Annotated in this window: 15 protein-coding genes; 12 read left to right on the top strand and 3 right to left on the bottom strand. The window is 75.0% G+C overall.

Going from position 1 to position 15528, the window contains the following annotated elements:
* Positions 1-17 precede the first annotated feature (17 nt).
* Positions 18-1601, bottom strand: a complete 1584-nt coding sequence (locus ACFKCF_RS42340) for a carboxylesterase/lipase family protein (RefSeq protein ID WP_394500994.1) — start codon at positions 1599-1601, stop codon at positions 18-20.
* Positions 1598-4084 carry a glycoside hydrolase family 3 N-terminal domain-containing protein gene (locus tag ACFKCF_RS42335; RefSeq protein WP_394500993.1) on the bottom strand — a complete coding sequence of 829 codons (2487 nt, stop codon included), beginning with the start codon at positions 4082-4084 and terminating at the stop codon, positions 1598-1600. Before ACFKCF_RS42335 ends, ACFKCF_RS42340 begins: the two co-directional genes overlap by 4 nt.
* Before the next feature lie 266 nt (positions 4085-4350).
* Here ACFKCF_RS42335 and ACFKCF_RS42330 point away from each other — a divergent pair, with 266 nt between their 5' ends.
* From ACFKCF_RS42330 to ACFKCF_RS42285, 10 genes are all read left to right on the top strand, one after another.
* Complete coding sequence (locus ACFKCF_RS42330) at positions 4351-5214, top strand: IclR family transcriptional regulator (RefSeq protein WP_394500992.1); 864 nt, start codon at positions 4351-4353, stop codon at positions 5212-5214.
* 72 nt (positions 5215-5286) lie between these two features.
* Positions 5287-7053 carry an aldehyde ferredoxin oxidoreductase C-terminal domain-containing protein gene (locus ACFKCF_RS42325; RefSeq protein WP_394500991.1) on the top strand — a complete coding sequence of 589 codons (1767 nt, stop codon included), beginning with the start codon at positions 5287-5289 and terminating at the stop codon, positions 7051-7053.
* Between the two features lie 86 nt (positions 7054-7139).
* A complete protein-coding gene (locus ACFKCF_RS42320) occupies positions 7140-7898 on the top strand; it encodes an SDR family NAD(P)-dependent oxidoreductase (protein WP_394500990.1) in 759 nt (252 codons plus the stop codon).
* A 2-nt stretch (positions 7899-7900) separates the two neighbouring features.
* Entirely contained in the window at positions 7901-9244 is a 1344-nt protein-coding gene (locus ACFKCF_RS42315) for an adenylosuccinate lyase family protein (protein WP_394500989.1), read from the top strand.
* A complete protein-coding gene (locus tag ACFKCF_RS42310; protein WP_394500988.1) occupies positions 9241-10188 on the top strand; it encodes a thiamine pyrophosphate-dependent dehydrogenase E1 component subunit alpha in 948 nt (315 codons plus the stop codon). The genes ACFKCF_RS42315 and ACFKCF_RS42310 overlap by 4 nt, the downstream gene beginning before the upstream one ends.
* Positions 10181-11167, top strand: coding sequence for an alpha-ketoacid dehydrogenase subunit beta (locus ACFKCF_RS42305; RefSeq protein WP_394500987.1), 987 nt, complete (start codon positions 10181-10183; stop codon positions 11165-11167). The genes ACFKCF_RS42310 and ACFKCF_RS42305 overlap by 8 nt, the downstream gene beginning before the upstream one ends.
* Complete coding sequence (locus ACFKCF_RS42300) at positions 11164-11628, top strand: VOC family protein (protein ID WP_394500986.1); 465 nt, start codon at positions 11164-11166, stop codon at positions 11626-11628. The genes ACFKCF_RS42305 and ACFKCF_RS42300 overlap by 4 nt, the downstream gene beginning before the upstream one ends.
* 40 nt (positions 11629-11668) lie before the next feature.
* Positions 11669-12526: an amidohydrolase family protein gene (locus ACFKCF_RS42295; RefSeq protein ID WP_394500985.1), complete on the top strand. Its 858-nt coding sequence runs from the start codon at positions 11669-11671 to the stop codon at positions 12524-12526.
* Positions 12527-12557: 31 nt separating this feature from the next.
* Positions 12558-13664: a Gfo/Idh/MocA family protein gene (locus tag ACFKCF_RS42290; protein ID WP_394500984.1), complete on the top strand. Its 1107-nt coding sequence runs from the start codon at positions 12558-12560 to the stop codon at positions 13662-13664.
* Positions 13661-14662: a LacI family DNA-binding transcriptional regulator gene (locus ACFKCF_RS42285; protein WP_394500983.1), complete on the top strand. Its 1002-nt coding sequence runs from the start codon at positions 13661-13663 to the stop codon at positions 14660-14662. Before ACFKCF_RS42290 ends, ACFKCF_RS42285 begins: the two co-directional genes overlap by 4 nt.
* 25 nt (positions 14663-14687) lie before the next feature.
* Here the strand turns inward: ACFKCF_RS42285 and ACFKCF_RS42280 are convergent, their stop codons facing one another.
* Positions 14688-14810 carry a hypothetical protein gene (locus ACFKCF_RS42280; protein ID WP_394500982.1) on the bottom strand — a complete coding sequence of 41 codons (123 nt, stop codon included), beginning with the start codon at positions 14808-14810 and terminating at the stop codon, positions 14688-14690.
* Between the two features lie 64 nt (positions 14811-14874).
* Here ACFKCF_RS42280 and ACFKCF_RS42275 point away from each other — a divergent pair, with 64 nt between their 5' ends.
* Positions 14875-15291, top strand: a complete 417-nt coding sequence (locus ACFKCF_RS42275) for an alcohol dehydrogenase catalytic domain-containing protein (RefSeq protein ID WP_394500981.1) — start codon at positions 14875-14877, stop codon at positions 15289-15291.
* Entirely contained in the window at positions 15216-15527 is a 312-nt protein-coding gene (locus ACFKCF_RS42270) for a hypothetical protein (RefSeq protein WP_394501017.1), read from the top strand. The genes ACFKCF_RS42275 and ACFKCF_RS42270 overlap by 76 nt, the downstream gene beginning before the upstream one ends.
* Position 15528 lies beyond the last annotated feature (1 nt).

Below are 15528 nucleotides of genomic sequence, written 5' to 3'. Positions count from 1 at the left end.
CCCCGCGGCGCATCACCTCAGCCGGACTCCCACAGGTCGCAGTTGTGCTCGGCGAGCATCGTGGCCAGCGGGACCGGCGTGGACCGGCCGCCCGCCCGCAGCGACATGACGAGGGAGGTGCGGTCGAAGGCCGGCCAGCGCGCGGAGTACGCGGCCCGCGGCTGCCCGGTGATCGTGAACGACCCCCAGTAGTGCACCATGTCGCGGGCCAGCCGCCGCTCCGAGGCGTCGAACGTCGGCGCGATCGGGATGCCGTTGTCGAAGCTCGGCCACAGGTAGGCCAGCTCGGCGGCGTGCCCCGCGCCCCACTCGTAGCCGGCCGGCTCGGGGGTCAGACCGGGGCCGGTGCGGTGGTCGAAGCGGTAGCCGTACACCCGGGTGTGGGCGGACAGGGCCTCGATGAAGCGCAGCGTCGGGCAGCCGCCGAGGCCGGCCAGGAAGCCGGAGTCGGTGAAGACGGCCGCCGCCAGGTACGCCGAGGTGAACTGGTCCGACTGCGCCGGCCACGGATACCTGGCCAGTACGGCGTCGGCGCGGCCGGGGAAGAGGCCGCGGACCCAGGCCTCGTACTGCTCCTTGGTCCAGCCGCGGGCGCCCTGCAGAAACGTGCGGCCCTCGTCGCGGTTGGAGCCGACGATCAGGGGGACCCGCTGGAAGCGGCCCGCCCGGACGGCGGTGTCGGGGTTCTCCGGCAGGGCGGGCGTGCCGTACAGGAACGAGGCGAACTGCGGCCCGTCGACCAGCCTGGCCGCGCTCAGCCCGCGCAGGCAGGCCAGGTCGGAGCAGCCGAGCGTGGTGGCGATGGAGGTGCCGGCCTGCTCGCCCTCCGCGTACGGGCGGCTGGTGCAGGACCCGCTCTGGATGATCGCGCGGGCGAACAGCCCGGCGGAGGCGGGCGAGGTGAGGTTGGCGCAGACGGAGAAGCCGCCGGCCGACTCGCCGTCGATGGTGACCTGGCGGGGGTCGCCGCCGAACGCGGCGATGTTGCGGTGCACCCAGCGCAGCGCGGCCTGCTGGTCGAGCAGGCCGTAGTTGCCGGACGTGCCCGCCCCTGTGCCGGCCCCTGTGCCCGCCCCTGTGCCCGCCTCCGCGGCCAGGAGCGGGTGGGCCAGGTAGCCGAAGACGCCGAGCCGGTAGTTGACGCTCACCACGACGACGTTCTCGAGCTGGGCGATCAGGGTGTCGTCGTGCTGGTTGGCCGAGCCGTTCTGCAGGCCGCCGCCGTGGATCCAGAAGAGCACGGGCAGCCGCTGCCCGGCCTTCGTGCCGGCGGGGCGGAACACGTTGAGGTAGAGGCAGTCCTCGGTCTCGGAGCGGGGGCCGTTGGAGCTCGCGGCGGCCGGGCAGCGGTTGCCCCACTCGGAGGCGTCGCGCACGCCCTGCCAGGCGGGCGACGGCCGGGGGGCCCGCCAGCGCAGCCCGCCGACGGGCGGGGCGGCGTACGGGAGGGCGAGGAAGCGGTCGACGCCGTCCGCGCGGGCCCCGCGGACGAAGCCGGTGTCTGTGCGGGCGACCAGCCGGTCGCCGCCGGACGCGGCGGCGGGCATGGGGACGGCGGCGGCCAGGGCCGCCGCGGCCAGCGCGATCAGTAATCGTCTCATCGGATTGTGACCTCCTGACGTAGACGCAGGTCCCTGGAGGAGGACCCGACGTGGACGGTACGGCGGCCCCCCGCGAGGGTCCATCGGCCGTCCGACCAGTACTGCAGTGAGCGCAGCGGCACCATCACGGTGACGCTGCGCCGCTCGCCGGGCGACAGCCGCACCCGGGCGAACCCGGCGAGCGCGCGGGGCGCCATGGGGACCGGCGGGCTCGGCGGCGGGCCGAGATACACCTGCGCCACCTCCACCCCGGCGCGCCGGCCGATGTTGGCGACCGTGAAGGACACGGCGAGCCCGCCGGCCGCGGCCCGCACCGACAGGCCGCCGAACCGGAAGCGGGTGTAGGACAGGCCGTGCCCGAAGGGGAACAGCGGCTCGATGCCGTGCGCGTCGTAGTGCCGGTAGCCGACGAGCACGCCCTCGCCGTAGTCGGCGACGCCGTCCACGCCCGGGTAGCGCTCGGGCCGCGCGGTGGGCATGTCTTCGGCCCGCCTGGGGAACGTCACCGGCAGCTTGCCGCCCGGGCCGGCGCCGCCGAGCAGGAGCGTGGCCGTGGCGTCGGCGCCCTCCTGGCCCGGATACCACATCTGCAGGATCGAGCACACGCCCCGCGCCCACGGCATGAGCACCGGGTCGCCGGTGTTGAGCACGACGGCGGTGCGGGCGTTGGCGGCGGCGACGGCCTCGACCACCGGGTCCTGGCCGTTCGGGAGGGTGAGAGCGGCGCGGTCGGCGCCCTCGGTGCCCTCGTTGAAGGCGAACACGAGCGCCGCCCGCGCCCCCTTTGCCAGCGCGGCGGCCTCCCGCAGCGCCTCCTGGCGGCGCTGCGGGGTGACCCAGGCCAGCCTGACCTGCAGCGGCGTGCCGGCGACGCCGGTGGCCGCGACGGTGACGGGCTTGGCCACCCCGGCTTCGAGGCGGACGGTCGCGCCGGCGTTCGTCAGGCCGCCGGAGGTCGCGATGAGGCTGCTGTTACCGCCGATGAGGGCGCCGGCCGAGCCGATCCTGACGCCGTCGAGGGTCAGCGAGATCGACCCGTTGAACGACGGCACTCCGCCCGCGCCCTGGATGCGCAGGTCGTAGTCGCCGGTCGCGGGCGCGGTGAGCGTGCCCGTCCAGGTCCACGACGAGCCCGCGGGCAGGGCGTCCGCGCCGGTGTGGTCGACCTGGGCGGCGGCCTGCGGGCTGCCGCCAGGCCGGCTGCGCCGCAGCACCAAGGCGGAGGCGGGCACCGGGACGCCCTCCAGGTCCACGCCCGTGGCCCAGCGGATGCGGCTGCCCGGGCCGGCCTGGCGGCGCAGGGCGGTCAGCGGGCTCTCGGCGCTGGCGGGGATCACCCGGGCGCTGCCCCCGCCGCCCACCAGGGGGCTGGCCGCGGTGGGGCCGATGACGACCAGGTCGGCCAGGTCCGCGCGGCCCAGCGGCAGCAGGTCCCGTTCGTTGCGCAGCAGCACGGCGCCGGCCAGCGCGATCTCCTTCGCGGCGCGGGCGCCTCCCACCGGGTCCGGGGCGGGCCGCGGCCGGCCGCCGCCGAGCAGGCCGAACCGGTCGAGCTGGACGAGGACGCGGCGCACCGCGGTGTCCACCACCGACTCGGCCAGCTGCCCCGAGGCGACGGCGGCGGCCAGGCCCCGGTAGTTGGCGCCGAAGGGCATCTCCATGTCCATCCCTGCGGTGAGCGCGGGCGCGGCGCTGTGCGTGGCGAACCAGTCGGACATCACCCAGCCGCCGAAGTGCCATTCGTCGCGCAGGATCCCGGTCAGCAGCTGCGGGTGCTCGGCGGCGTACACGCCGTTGACGTGGTTGTAGGCGGCCATGACCGCGCCCACGCCCGCTCGCACGGCGGCCTCGAAGGCCGGCAGGTAGATCTCGCGCAGGGTCCGCTCGTCCACCTTGACGTCGATCGTCTGGCGGGCGTTCTCGAAGTTGTTGGCCGCGTAGTGCTTGACCGTGGCGATGAGGCCCTCGCCCTGGATGCCGCGGATCTCGCCGGCGACGAGCGCGGCGGCCAGCAGCGGGTCCTCCCCGAGCGTCTCGAAGTTCCGGCCGGCCTGCGGCACCCGGACGATGTTCGTCATCGGCGACAGCAGGACGTCCATGCCCAGCGCGCGGCCCTCCCTGCCGATGACCGCGCCGAACCGCCGGGCGAGGTCGGGCGCGAACGTCGAGGCGAGCGCCACCGGCGCGGGCAGGGCGGTGGCGTTCGCCGTGACGCGCACCCCGGCGGGCCCGTCGGCCAGGCGGAGCTCGGGGATGCCGAGGCGGGGCACGCCGGGCACGTACCCGGCCTGGCCCTTGGAGGCGGGGTCGGTGCCGCCGTGCAGCAGCGAGACCTTCTCCTCCAGCGTCAGCCGCCGCAGCAGGGCGTCGACGTTCACGTGGCGGACGGCCCACTGCGGGGCGACGGCCGCCGCGACGGCGGCCGCGCCGAGCAGCCGGGCCGCGTCGCGGCGGGTCAGCGACGGATTGAGGGCTTCAGCCATGCGAACAGCTCCTTCGGAGGAACGGGCCGACCGGCTGGGGTCGCGCCCGCAACATATGAGCCGCGGAGAGGTTGCGTAACCGCGTTCTCCGTTGAACGGAAGACTTTTCAGAACGTCGTTCGGTGTGTTTCTGGATTGTTACCCATAGCAACAAACTCTGGGGCTTCGAGGGCTGGACCCGCAGGCAGCACGGGTTTACGTTGCCGCAAACAACATAAAAACCGGAACATCGCGGGGTGACAGGTCCGAACCGGGAGGCGGCGACCATGACCACAACCGACGACGGCCCGGCCGCGGCCACGATGCGCCGCGGCGTCCACGCTCCAGGCGGCGGCAAGCAGCCGGCGGGCCGGACGGCTTCCGGAAGCGCGCAGCGGCCCGCCGGCCGGACCGTGACGAGCCGGGTCCTCAGCGTGCTCAGCGCGTTCTCCGGCGAGTGCCCCAAGCTGAGCCTGTCCGACATCAGCCGCCGCGCCTCGATGCCGTTGACGACGGCGCACCGGCTGGTCAGCGAGCTGATGTCGTGGGGCGCGCTGGAACGCGACCGCGACGGCCGCTACCAGATCGGGCTGCACCTGTGGGAGGTGGGCGCGCTGGCGCCGCGCGGGCTGGGCCTGCGCGAGGCCGCCATGCCGTACCTGGAGGACCTGTACGAGGTCACCCACCAGCACGCTCAGCTCGCCGTCCTGGACGGCTCCGAGGTGCTCTACCTGGAGCGGATCTCCGGCCGGGACGCGGTCGGCGTGCGCAGCCGGGTGGGCGGGCGCTTCCCCGCGCACGCCACGGGCGTCGGGCTGGCGCTGCTGGCCCACACGCCGCCCGCGACGCAGGAGGCGTACCTGGCCGGGCCGCTGGCGGCCTTCACCGACCGGACCATCGCGGACCCCGGGCGGCTGCGGTGGATGCTGGCCGAGGTGCGGCGCCACGGGTACGTCATCAGCGACCGGCAGGTCACGCTGGACGCGGTGTCGGTGGCGGCGCCCGTACGGGACTCGGCGGACGAAGTGATCGCCGCGCTGTCGGTCGTGGTGCGCGTGGGCGAGCCGCAGCCGGGCGCGCTCGTTCCGGCCGTCGTCGGCGCTGCCCGCGGGCTGTCGCGCTGGCTGCAGTCGCACCCGGAGCGGCCCTGACGGGGTTGCCTTTCCCGGGTGTTGTGTGATGTGGTGCGGCTCGCTTTCCTCAATCGCTCTGGAGGCTTGACCGTGCCGTTCATTGTGGATCTGACCAGCGGGAACGTGGAGAAGGAGCAGCATCCGGGCGAGATCGGCGGGTCCGTGCCCGGGCTGCGGCTGATGGCCGGGCGCACGCCCGCCGGGCTCGATCCGTACGATCCGCGGGCTCTGCTGTACGTGGCGGCCGGGGCGCTGGGCGGGACGGCGGCGCCGGGGCTGGCCAAGGCGGTGTTCCTGGCGAAGTCGCCGCTGACCGGGGTGGCCGGGGAGTCCCACGCGCTCGGGCCGTTCGCGGCGGGCCTGCGCGGGGCGGGCGCCACGGCGCTGGCCGTCACGGGGCGGGCCGCGCGGCTGTCCTACCTGCTGGTCCAGGACGGAGAGGTCTCCCTGCACGACGCCTCGGAGCTGCGCGGGCTGGGCACGGCGGCGACGACGGACGCGCTGCGGGCGCGGCACGGCCAGGGCGCGCACGTGGCGGCGATCGGGCCGGCCGGGGAGAACCTCGTGCGGTACGCGAGCGTGGTGACCGACTACGCCTACGCCGCCGGGCGCTACGGGCTCGGCGCGGTCTTCGGGGCCAAGAACCTCAAGGCCGTCGTGTGCGCGGGCGAGGCCCCTGCGCAGGTCGCCGACCCCGGGGCGATCGCCGGGCTGACCGCCTACTACCGCGACTCGCTGGCCACCAACCCGCTGGCGGCGATCCAGGCGGGGATGCCCGGGTTCGCCGGATGGGTGGGCGATCCGCCCGCCCCCGGGTACGCCGCGGTGCGCAACTTCTCGGTGACCGGCGCGCACGGGCTGCGGGTGCCCGCCGCGGGCGACTACGACGGGCGCGCGGTGGCGACCACCGGGGCCTGCCCCGGCTGCCCCAACGACTGCCTCAAGGTGTACGCGCCCCCGGGGTTCGCCGAGCGGCGGAGCGGCGGGCTGGGGCAGGAGGCGTTCCTGTCGCTCGGGTGGAACCTCGGGATCGACGACCTCGACACCGTGCTGGCCGCCAACGCCCGCTGCAACGACCTCGGGCTGGACCCGGTCTCTCTCGGCGGGACGCTCGCGTTCGCCATGGAGTGCGCCGAGCGCGGCCTGCTCCCCGGCGGGCCCGCGTTCGGTGACGCCGCGGCGCTGCCCGGGCTGATCGACGACGTCGCGGCGCGCGCGGGCGAAATGGGCGACCTGCTGGCCGAGGGCGCGGCGCGGGCGGCCGCGAAGCTCGGTCCCGCCGCGGCCCCGTACGCCATGACCGTCAAGGGCGCCGAGCTGCCCTGCTTCGACCCCCGCGTCCAGCCGGGCATCGGCCTCGGGTACGCGATCGCCCCAGGCGGGCCGCGCTACGACGCGCTGGAGCACGACCTCGACTTCGACCCCGTGGCCGGGCTGGCCTACAGCTTCGGCGAGGCCCGGCGGATCGGGGCGGAGCCCGCGCCGGTCGCCGGGCTCGACGCCGAGCGGGGCCGGCGCACCGCCCGGCTGCTGCGGCTGTGGAGCGGGCTCGACGCGCTCAACCTGTGCGTCTTCGCCTCCTCCCCCACCCGCCCGCTGACCCTCGACCATCTGAGCGCCCTGGTCACGGCCGTCCTCGGGCGGGAGTTCACCCTGGACGACCTGCTGGCGGCCGGTCAGGCGCGGCTCGACGAGATGCGCGCGTACGCGATCCGTGAGGGCGGCGGCGCGGACGAGCTGCCGGCCCGGATGCACGAGGAGCCCGTCGCGGCGGGGCCGCACGAGGGCGCGGTGCTGGACCGCGCCTCGTTCGAGCTGGCCCGCGCCGCCTTCTACGAGGAGCTCGGCTGGCGCTGATTTCCCGATCATCCTCTTGTCTGGTTTGTGCCGTTCGAGTTATGTTCTGGTCAATCGTTTGAACGAGAGACGGGAGGCCATCGGGGATGGCGGTCACGATCGACCTGGGCGGGCGGACGGCGCTCGTCACGGGCGGCGCGGGAGGGCTCGGGTTCGCGTGCGCCCGTGCGCTGGCCGACGCCGGAGCGGACGTCGTGCTCTCCGACCTGGAGGGACCGCGGCTGAGCGAGGCGGCGGCCGAGCTGGGCGCCGAGGCGCGAGCGGCCGACCTCACCGACCGGGCCCAGGCGGCGGCCCTGGCGGGCGCCCGCGACCGGATCGACGTGCTGGTGAACTGCGCCGGGGTCATGCGCACCACCCCGCTGCTCGACATCGAGCCCGGCGAGTGGCTGCGGATCGTGGACGTCAACCTCAACGCCACGTTCTGGCTCACCCAGGCCGTGGGGCGCGCGATGGCCGAGCGGGGCAGCGGCTCGATCGTGACGCTGGCCTCGGTGGCGGCCCGCTCGGGCCGTCCCAACGCCGCCCACTACTCCGCCACCAAGACGGCCCTGCTCTCCCTGACGAAGTCGGCGGCCGAGGCGCTGGCCCCCGTACGGGTGAACGCGGTGTGCCCCGGCGTCTTCCTCACCCCCATGTGGGACGAGATCATCGCCGACCGCGACCGGCGCTTCGGCCCCGACGCGGGCGCCGGCTACCTCAAGGAGGTCAGCGAGCGCTCCCCGCTGCGCCGCCCCGGGCGTCCCGAGGAGGTCGCGGCCGCGGTGCTGTTCCTGGCCAGCGACCTGGCGTCGTTCGTGACGGGCCAGGCTCTCAACGTCGACGGCGGACTGGAGATGAACTGACCGTGCGCCAGACGTTCAAGCTGCTGCCCGAGCTGTTCGGCGACGGCGCGATGGCCGAGATCTTCTCGGCCGAGCGGACCGTGCTCGCCTGGCTGCGCACGGAGGCCGCGCTGGCCCGGGCCCAGGCCGAGGAGGGCGTGATCTCCGAGGCCGACGCGCGGGCCATCGAGGCGGCCTGTGTGCCCGCCAACATCGACCTCCAGCGCCTCTGGGCGGAGGCGGTCAACGTGGGCTATCCGATCCTGCCGCTCGTGCGGATGATCGCCGCCGCGCTCCCCGAGGGGCCGAACGGCCGCGTCCACTACGGCGCGACCACGCAGGACATCATGGACACCGGCCTGGCCCTGCAGATGGGCGAGGCCCTCGATCACCTGCGGGCGCTGCTGGGCTCGTTCGGCGGCGCGCTGGCCCGGCTGGTGGCCGGGCACGCCGGCACCGTCATCGCCGCCCGCACCCACGCCCAGCAGGCGGTGCCCACGACGTTCGGGGCGAAGATGGCGGTGCTGCTGGCGGAGGTGGCGCGCCAGCGCGACCGGGTGGGCGACGCGGCGCGGGCGGTGCGGGTGGTGTCGCTGTTCGGCGCGGGCGGCACGTCCGCCGCGATGGGCGAGCGCTCCAGCCGGGTGCGCGAGCGCGTGGCCGGGGCGCTCGCCCTGGCCACCACCGAGGTGCCCTGGCACGTGGCCAGGGACGGCGTCGCCGAGTTCGGCGTGACCTGCGCGAGCCTGGCGGCCACCGCGGCCCGCTTCGCCCGCGAGGTCGTGGACCTGTCCAGGACCGAGGTCGGCGAGGTGCGCGAGGCGGGCGGGCACCACCGCGGTGCGTCGTCCACGATGCCGCAGAAGGCCAACCCGATCGGCTGCGAGGCCGTCATCGGCATGTCCGGCACGGCGGGCGCGCTCAGCTCGGGCCTGTTCCGGGCGATGGAGGCCGGCCACGAGCGGGCCGCCGGCGAGTGGCAGGTCGAGTGGTACGTGGTGCCGCTCCTGGCCGAGCTGGCCGCGGGCGCCCTGGCCACGGCCGCCGAGGTCGCCGCCGGGCTGCGGGTCTACCCGGAGGCCATGCGGGCCAACCTGGACGCCGAGGGCGGGCTGATCATGGCGGAGGCGTACATGATGCGGCTGGCCCCGGCGCTGGGCCGGGAGCGGGCGCACGACCTGGTCTACAAGGCGGCGTACGAGGCCCGCGAGCGCGGGCGGGCGCTGGCCGACGCGCTGCGCGACGTGGCGGGACCGGACGATCTGGCGAGCCTGGGCGCGCTGCCCATCCCGCCCGAGTCCTACATCGGCGACGCCGAGGCGATCTGCGCCGCGGCGCTGGACGCCTGGGGAGATGAGCGAGGATGAGTGAGAGACGGCTCGCGGACCTGCTGGCCATGTGGCGGATCCGCGCGTTCGAGGAGAGGGTGCGCGACCTGCGCGAGGAAGGGCCGGTCGTCGGTTCGGTGCATTTGTGCATCGGGCAGGAGGCCGTCCCGGTGGGCGCGTGCGACGTGCTGGAGCCGCACGACGCGCTGTTCGCGACCTACCGCGGCCACGGCTGGGCGCTGGCCAGGGGCGTCCCCGCGCAGGCGCTGTTCGCCGAGCTGACGGGCCGGGCGACGGGCGTGAACGGCGGGCGGGGCGGCTCGGCGTACTTCACCGCGGCCGAGTACGGCTTCCACGGCGAGAACTCGATCGTGGGCGCGGGCGCGCCGATCGCGTGCGGGGCGGCGCTGGCCGGCCGGCACGACGGCTCCAACCGGGTGGCCGTGAGCGTCTTCGGCGACGGCGCGATGAACCAGGGCGCGGTGCACGAGGCCATGAACTTCGCCGCCGCGTTCTCCCTGCCCGTGGTGTTCGTCTGCGAGAACAACCGCTACTCCGAGCTGACCCCGATCGCCGACATGGTGCGCAACCCGCGCCTGGCCGACCGCGCCGCCGCGTACGGGATGCCGGGGCACCGCGTCGACGGCAACGACGTGGAGGCGGTGCGCTTCCACGTGCGCGACGCGCTGGAGGTGGCCCGCGAGGGCGGCGGCCCGACGCTGCTGGAGTGCATGACCGATCGCCTGGTCGGCCACTACGTCGGCGACGCGGAGACCTACCGGCAGCCCGGTGAGCTGGAGCGGATCGGCAGGCGCGAGCCGATCGCCCGGCTGCGCGAGGGCCTGCTCGCCGACGGGGTGCCCGCCGCCGACCTGGACGCCGTGGAGCGCGGGGCGCGGGCCGAGATGGAGACCGCCGCCGGGCGCGCGCTGGCCGCGCCTCCCGCCGACCCCGCCACCGCGAGGGAGCACCTGTATGCCTGACCTGTCCTACGGCGAGGCCGTGAACGCGGCCCTGCACCGCCTCATGGAGGAGCTGCCGGAGACGCTGGTGTACGGCGAGGACGTCGGCGTGCCCGGCGGCGTGTTCGGCGTGACCAGGGGCCTGCGCAAGCAGTACGGCGAGCGCGTGTTCGACACCCCGATCAGCGAGTCGGCCATCCTCGGCAGCGCGGTGGGCGCGGCGATGTTCGGCCGCCGCCCGATCGTCGAGATCATGTGGGCCGACTTCTCCCTGGTGGCGCTGGACCAGATCGTCAACCAGGCGGCCAACGTCCGCTACGTGTCGGGCGGGCGGCTGCGGGCCCCGCTGACGATCCGCACCCAGCAGGGCAACGCGCCCGGCGCGTGCGCGCAGCACTCGCAGTGCCTGGAGGCGCTGTTCCTGCACGTGCCCGGGCTGCGGGTGTGCATGCCGAGCACGCCGCAGGACGCCCACGACCTGCTGGTGACGGCCGTGCACGGCGACGACCCGGTCCTGGTGATCGAGAACCGCACGCTGTACTTCGGCCCGAAGGAGCCGGTCAGGACGGACGGGCCGGTCCAGCCGATGGGCGGGGCGCGCACCCGCCGCGCGGGCTCCGACGTCACGCTCGTCACCTGGGGCGCGATGACGCACCGGGTGCTGGAGGCGGCCGAGGCCCTGGCCCGCGAGGGGGTCGAGGCAGAGGTGCTGGAGACGCCGTGGCTCAACCCGTTCGACACCGGGGCCGTGGTCGAGAGCGCGCGCCGCACCCGCCGGCTGGCGGTCGTCCACGAGGCGAACGTCACCGGCGGTTTCGGCACCGAGGTCGTCGCCCGCGTCGCGGGCGCCGGGGTGGCGCTGGCCGCGCCGCCGATCCGGATCGGCGCGCCCGACGTGCGGATGCCCGCCGCGCCGGTCCTCGCGCAGGCGCTGGTCCCCGACGCCGCGCGGATCACGCGCGAAGTCAGGCGTTTGGCCGCAGGCGGGGAGGCGCCATGATGAGAGGCGTCTGGCACTTCTCCTTCACGGTCTCCGACCTCGACAGGTCCGTGGAGTTCTACCGCGACCTGCTCGGGTTCGCGCTGGTGCACCGGCAGCAGCAGGACAACGACTACACCCGCAGGCTCGTCGGCTACCCCGACGCCGTACTGCGCGTGGCCCAGCTCGCCGTGCCCGGCCAGCCGCGCGGCGTCTCCACGCACGATCTGGAGCTGGTGGAGTACGTACGGCCGAAGGGCGCCCCGCGCGACCCGGCCCGCCACCTGCCGGGCGCCGCGCACCTGGCGCTCACCGTCGAGGACGCCCCGGCCGAGCACGCCCGGCTGGCGGCGGCCGGCGTGCGCTTCGTCAACCCGCCCGAGGCGATCACCGCGGGGGTGAACCGGGGCGGTTACGCCTGCTACTTCCTCGACCCCGACGACATCACCTTGGAGCTCGTGCAACCGCCGGACAACCCCTAATATGTGCACGCTCAAACGATTGATCACGTGAGGAGGCTGGATGACCGTCGTCGACGCCCACCAGCACTTCTGGAACCTGGAGACGGGCTCGTACCCGTGGCTGACGCCGGAGCACGGGCCGATCCACCGCACGTTCGAGCCGGCGGAGCTCATCCCCCAGCTCGCGGCGGCGGGGGTCGGCCGCACGGTGCTGGTGCAGTCGATGGACTCCTACGCCGACACCGACGCCATGCTCGCGCAGGCCGACGCGCACGACTTCATCGGCGCGGTGGTGGGGTGGGTGCCGCTGCACCGGCCCGATGAGGCGGCCGGGGCGCTGGAGCGGTACCGGCGGCATCCCAGGTTCGCCGGGGTGCGGCACCTCATCCACGACGAACCCGACCCCGACTGGGTGCTCCGGGACCCGGTGATCGAGGGGCTGGGGCTGCTGGCCGCGGCCGGGCTGCCGTTCGACGTGGTGGCGGTGCTGCCGCGGCACCTGGAGCACGTGCCCGTGCTGGCCGAGCGGGTGCCCGGGCTGCGGATGGTGATCGACCACCTGGCCAAGCCGCCGATCGAGAAGAAGGGCTGGGAGCCGTGGGCGTCCCTGCTCGCCCGCGCGGCCGAGTGCCCGGACGTGTACGCCAAGGTCTCCGGCCTCAACACGGCGGCCGACGCCGCGACGTGGACGGCCGCGGACCTGCGCCCCTACGTGGAGCACGCGCTGGATGTGTTCGGCCCCGAACGGCTGATGTTCGGCAGCGACTGGCCGGTGGCGCTGCTCGCCGGCGACTACGCGAAGGTGTGGCGCGAGACGAACGCCCTGCTGTCGGGCATGCCGGGACTGTCGGCCGCCGATCGCGCGGCCGTCCTCGGCGGCACCGCGACCCGGTTCTACGGCCTCCAGGAGGCGCCATGACCCGCACCCGCCACGCCCGGGAGGCCGCCGCGTGATCGACGTGTTCGCGCCCATCGCCGCCGCGGCCGACCTGTCCGTCCCGGCCGCGCACCGGCTGCCCGTCGCCGTCGTCGGCGCCGGGGCCATCGTGGACGTGGCCCACCTGCCCGCCTACCGGCAGGCCGGGCTGGAGGTGACCGGCCTGTACGACCTCGACGCCGATCGCGCCGCCGAGGTGGCCCGGCGCCACGGGATCCCCAGGACGTACGGCTCGCTCGACGAGCTGCTGGCCGACGAGCGCGTGGCCGTGGTGGACATCGCCGTCGCGCCCGCGGCTCAGCCCGGCATCGCGCGGGCGGCGCTGGCGGCGGGCAAGCACCTGCTGTGCCAGAAGCCGTTCGCGCCCGACGTGGCGACCGGCCGGGGCATCGTCGACCTGGCGGCGGCCAGCGGCCTGAAGGTCGCGGTCAACCAGCAGCTCCGCTTCGACGAGGGCATCGCCGCCGCCCGGGCCATGGTGCGCGCGGGCTGGATCGGCGAGCCGACGGCGATGACGTTCACCGTGAACATCCTCACCGACTGGAGCGCCTGGGACTGGCTCGTCACCACCGACCGGCTGGAGATCGTCTACCACTCCATCCACTATCTGGACGCCATCCGCTCGATCCTGGGCGATCCCGAGCTGGTCTTCTGCACCGGCAGCCGGACGCCGGGCCAGCTCGCCCGGGGCGAGACGCGCACGATGAGCACGCTGGTCTACCCGGGCGACCTGCGGGCGCTCGTGCACGTCACGCACGAGAACCGGACGGGCGACCAGGAGGCGTCCTTCCGCGTCGACGGCACGGAGGGCGCGATCAAGGGCACCCTCGGCCTGCTGTACAACTATCCGCACGGCCGCCCCGACACCCTGGCGGTCAACAGCCGGGCGCTGCCGACGGACGGCTGGCTGCCGTACCCGGTGACCAGGCGGTGGCTGCCGGACGCGGTGGCCGGGCCGATGGGCTCGCTGCTGCGGGCCGTCGCGGAGGGCGGCGAGCCTGAGACGTCCGGCGCGGACAACCTCGGCACGCTGCGCCTGCTCGACGCGCTCTACCGCTCGATGGACACCGGCGAGAGCGTGCGCTGCCGCCCGGCGGACAGGGGAGGATCGTCGTCATGAAGCGTTCCCGGGTCACGCTGGCCGACGTCGCCGCCGTCGCCAAGGTCGACCGGGCGGTCGTCTCCCGCGTCGTCAACAAGGACCCCACGCTCAACATCCGGCCGGAGACGCGCGAGCGGGTGCTGGCGGCGGTCGAGGAGCTCGGCTACCGGCCCAACGTGGCCGCGCGGAGCCTGCGCACGTCACGGGCGCACATGTTCGGGCTGTTCATCCCCGACTTCGCCAACCCGGTCTACGCGGAGATCATCAAGGGCGCGGAGGCGGAGGCGGCCTCGCAGGGTTACGTGCTGGTCACCGGCAGCGCGTCCGGCGCGGCGCTGGGCGACTACATGGACCGGATCGGGCAGGGCCGCATCGACGGCCTGCTGCTGGCCGGCACCGGCGACGAGTCGGGGCTCATCGCGCAGCTCGACCGGGCCGCCATCCCGTGGCTCATGCTCAACAACCGCAGCAGGAGCGTCAAGCGCTACGTCATCCTCGACGACGCGCGGGCCGCCGCGCTGGCGGTGGAGCACCTCGTACGCCTGGGCCACCGCCGCATCGCGCACCTCGCGGGCCCGTCGCGCTCCGACACGGCCACACGCAGGTCGGCGGGGTACTCGGCGGCGATGCGCGAGGCCGGGCTGCCGGAGGGGCCGATCGTGGCCGCCGGCTACACGCCGGCGGGCGGGGCGGCGGCGATGGCCCGGCTGCTGACGGCCCCCGAGCGGCCGACGGCGGTGTTCGTCGCCAACGTGGCCTCGGCCATCGGGGCGATGGAGGGCGTGCGCGCGGCCGGGCTGGAGATCCCGCGGGACGTCTCGATCGTCGCCGTGCACGACCTGGAGCTGGCCGGTTACCTCAATCCGGCGCTCACGACGGTGCGCATGCCGCTGGGCGAGCTGGGCCGGCGCGGCGTGAGCCTGCTGGCCGGGCTGGAGCCGGACGCCACGGTGGCGGAAGTGCTGGCCGGGCCGATCGAGCTGATCCAGCGCCGGTCCACCGCTCCCCCGCCGTGATCCGCCAGGCGTGAGCCGTCAGGCGTCAGGCGACACGAGGGTCCGGCCGGTCGTGCTGCGTGAGGTGCTCGGCCGGGAGGTAGGTCGCCAGGCCGAGCAGGCGCAGGCCACGCGACAGATACCGCAGGATCGCCACTTCAAGCCCCATACCGGCCGACGGTAGGGCGGCGCGCTCGAGTCCGGCTATAGTCGCAGCCCCTGGGTTCGCAGTCGTGGAGATCATCGAGATCGTTTCCCCCGAGGCGCTCGTCGCGCCGCGGCGGCTGCGTCCGTCCGCGAGCAAGCTGGAGCCGCCGGCTCCCGGACAGGTCCGGATCGGCGTGGAGGCCGCCAGGGTGTCGTTCGACGACATGCTCATGCGCCGCGGCGCCTTCCCCGGGCAGCCCCTTTTCCCCTTCGTGCCAGGGCGCGACGTCGCCGGGACCGTCGTCAGGCAGGGCCCGGGCGTGACGGGCTGGGCCGGCCGGCGCGTGGCGGCGATCGTCGGACAGGGGGGCTGGGCCACGGGCGTGAACGTGCCCGCCGCCGCCGTGCCCGTCCCTGGACCGAGGACGTGCTCTCCAGGGTGGCCGCGTACGCGCCGGAACTCGACGTGTCGATCCAGGCGCGGGTGCTCGACCTGCTGCTGAGGCTGCGGGACGAGCTCGGCCTGGCGATGCTGTGCATCTCCCACGACCTGGCCGTCATCCGGCAGGTCAGCGATCGGGTCGCGGTCATGCGCGCGGGCCGGGTGGTGGAGAGCGGCCACGCGGCCGACGTCTTCGCCGCGCCCCGGCACGCGTACACGCGCGAGCTGCTCCGCGCGGTCCCCGCCGTGACGTCCACCGCCCCGGGCGGCGGCGATGCCCTCCGCGCGGGCACGTGAT

Source organism: Nonomuraea sp. JJY05 (assembly GCF_043496855.1).
Taxonomy (GTDB): Bacteria; Actinomycetota; Actinomycetes; order Streptosporangiales; family Streptosporangiaceae; genus Nonomuraea.
Note: the sequence above shows the minus strand (reverse complement) of the source record. Positions and strands in the feature narration are given on the sequence as shown.

What these genes read in the sequence shown, in the direction of transcription:
- ACFKCF_RS42340 (WP_394500994.1), bottom strand. Translation starts at nt 1,601, where the DNA reads ATGAGACGATTACTGATCGCGCTGGCCGCGGCGGCCCTGGCCGCCGCC.
- ACFKCF_RS42335 (WP_394500993.1), bottom strand. Translation starts at nt 4,084, where the DNA reads ATGGCTGAAGCCCTCAATCCGTCGCTGACCCGCCGCGACGCGGCCCGG.
- ACFKCF_RS42330 (WP_394500992.1), top strand. Translation starts at nt 4,351, where the DNA reads ATGACCACAACCGACGACGGCCCGGCCGCGGCCACGATGCGCCGCGGC.
- ACFKCF_RS42320 (WP_394500990.1), top strand. Translation starts at nt 7,140, where the DNA reads ATGGCGGTCACGATCGACCTGGGCGGGCGGACGGCGCTCGTCACGGGC.
- ACFKCF_RS42310 (WP_394500988.1), top strand. Translation starts at nt 9,241, where the DNA reads ATGAGTGAGAGACGGCTCGCGGACCTGCTGGCCATGTGGCGGATCCGC.
- ACFKCF_RS42305 (WP_394500987.1), top strand. Translation starts at nt 10,181, where the DNA reads ATGCCTGACCTGTCCTACGGCGAGGCCGTGAACGCGGCCCTGCACCGC.
- ACFKCF_RS42300 (WP_394500986.1), top strand. Translation starts at nt 11,164, where the DNA reads ATGATGAGAGGCGTCTGGCACTTCTCCTTCACGGTCTCCGACCTCGAC.
- ACFKCF_RS42295 (WP_394500985.1), top strand. Translation starts at nt 11,669, where the DNA reads ATGACCGTCGTCGACGCCCACCAGCACTTCTGGAACCTGGAGACGGGC.
- ACFKCF_RS42285 (WP_394500983.1), top strand. Translation starts at nt 13,661, where the DNA reads ATGAAGCGTTCCCGGGTCACGCTGGCCGACGTCGCCGCCGTCGCCAAG.
- ACFKCF_RS42280 (WP_394500982.1), bottom strand. Translation starts at nt 14,810, where the DNA reads ATGGGGCTTGAAGTGGCGATCCTGCGGTATCTGTCGCGTGGCCTGCGC.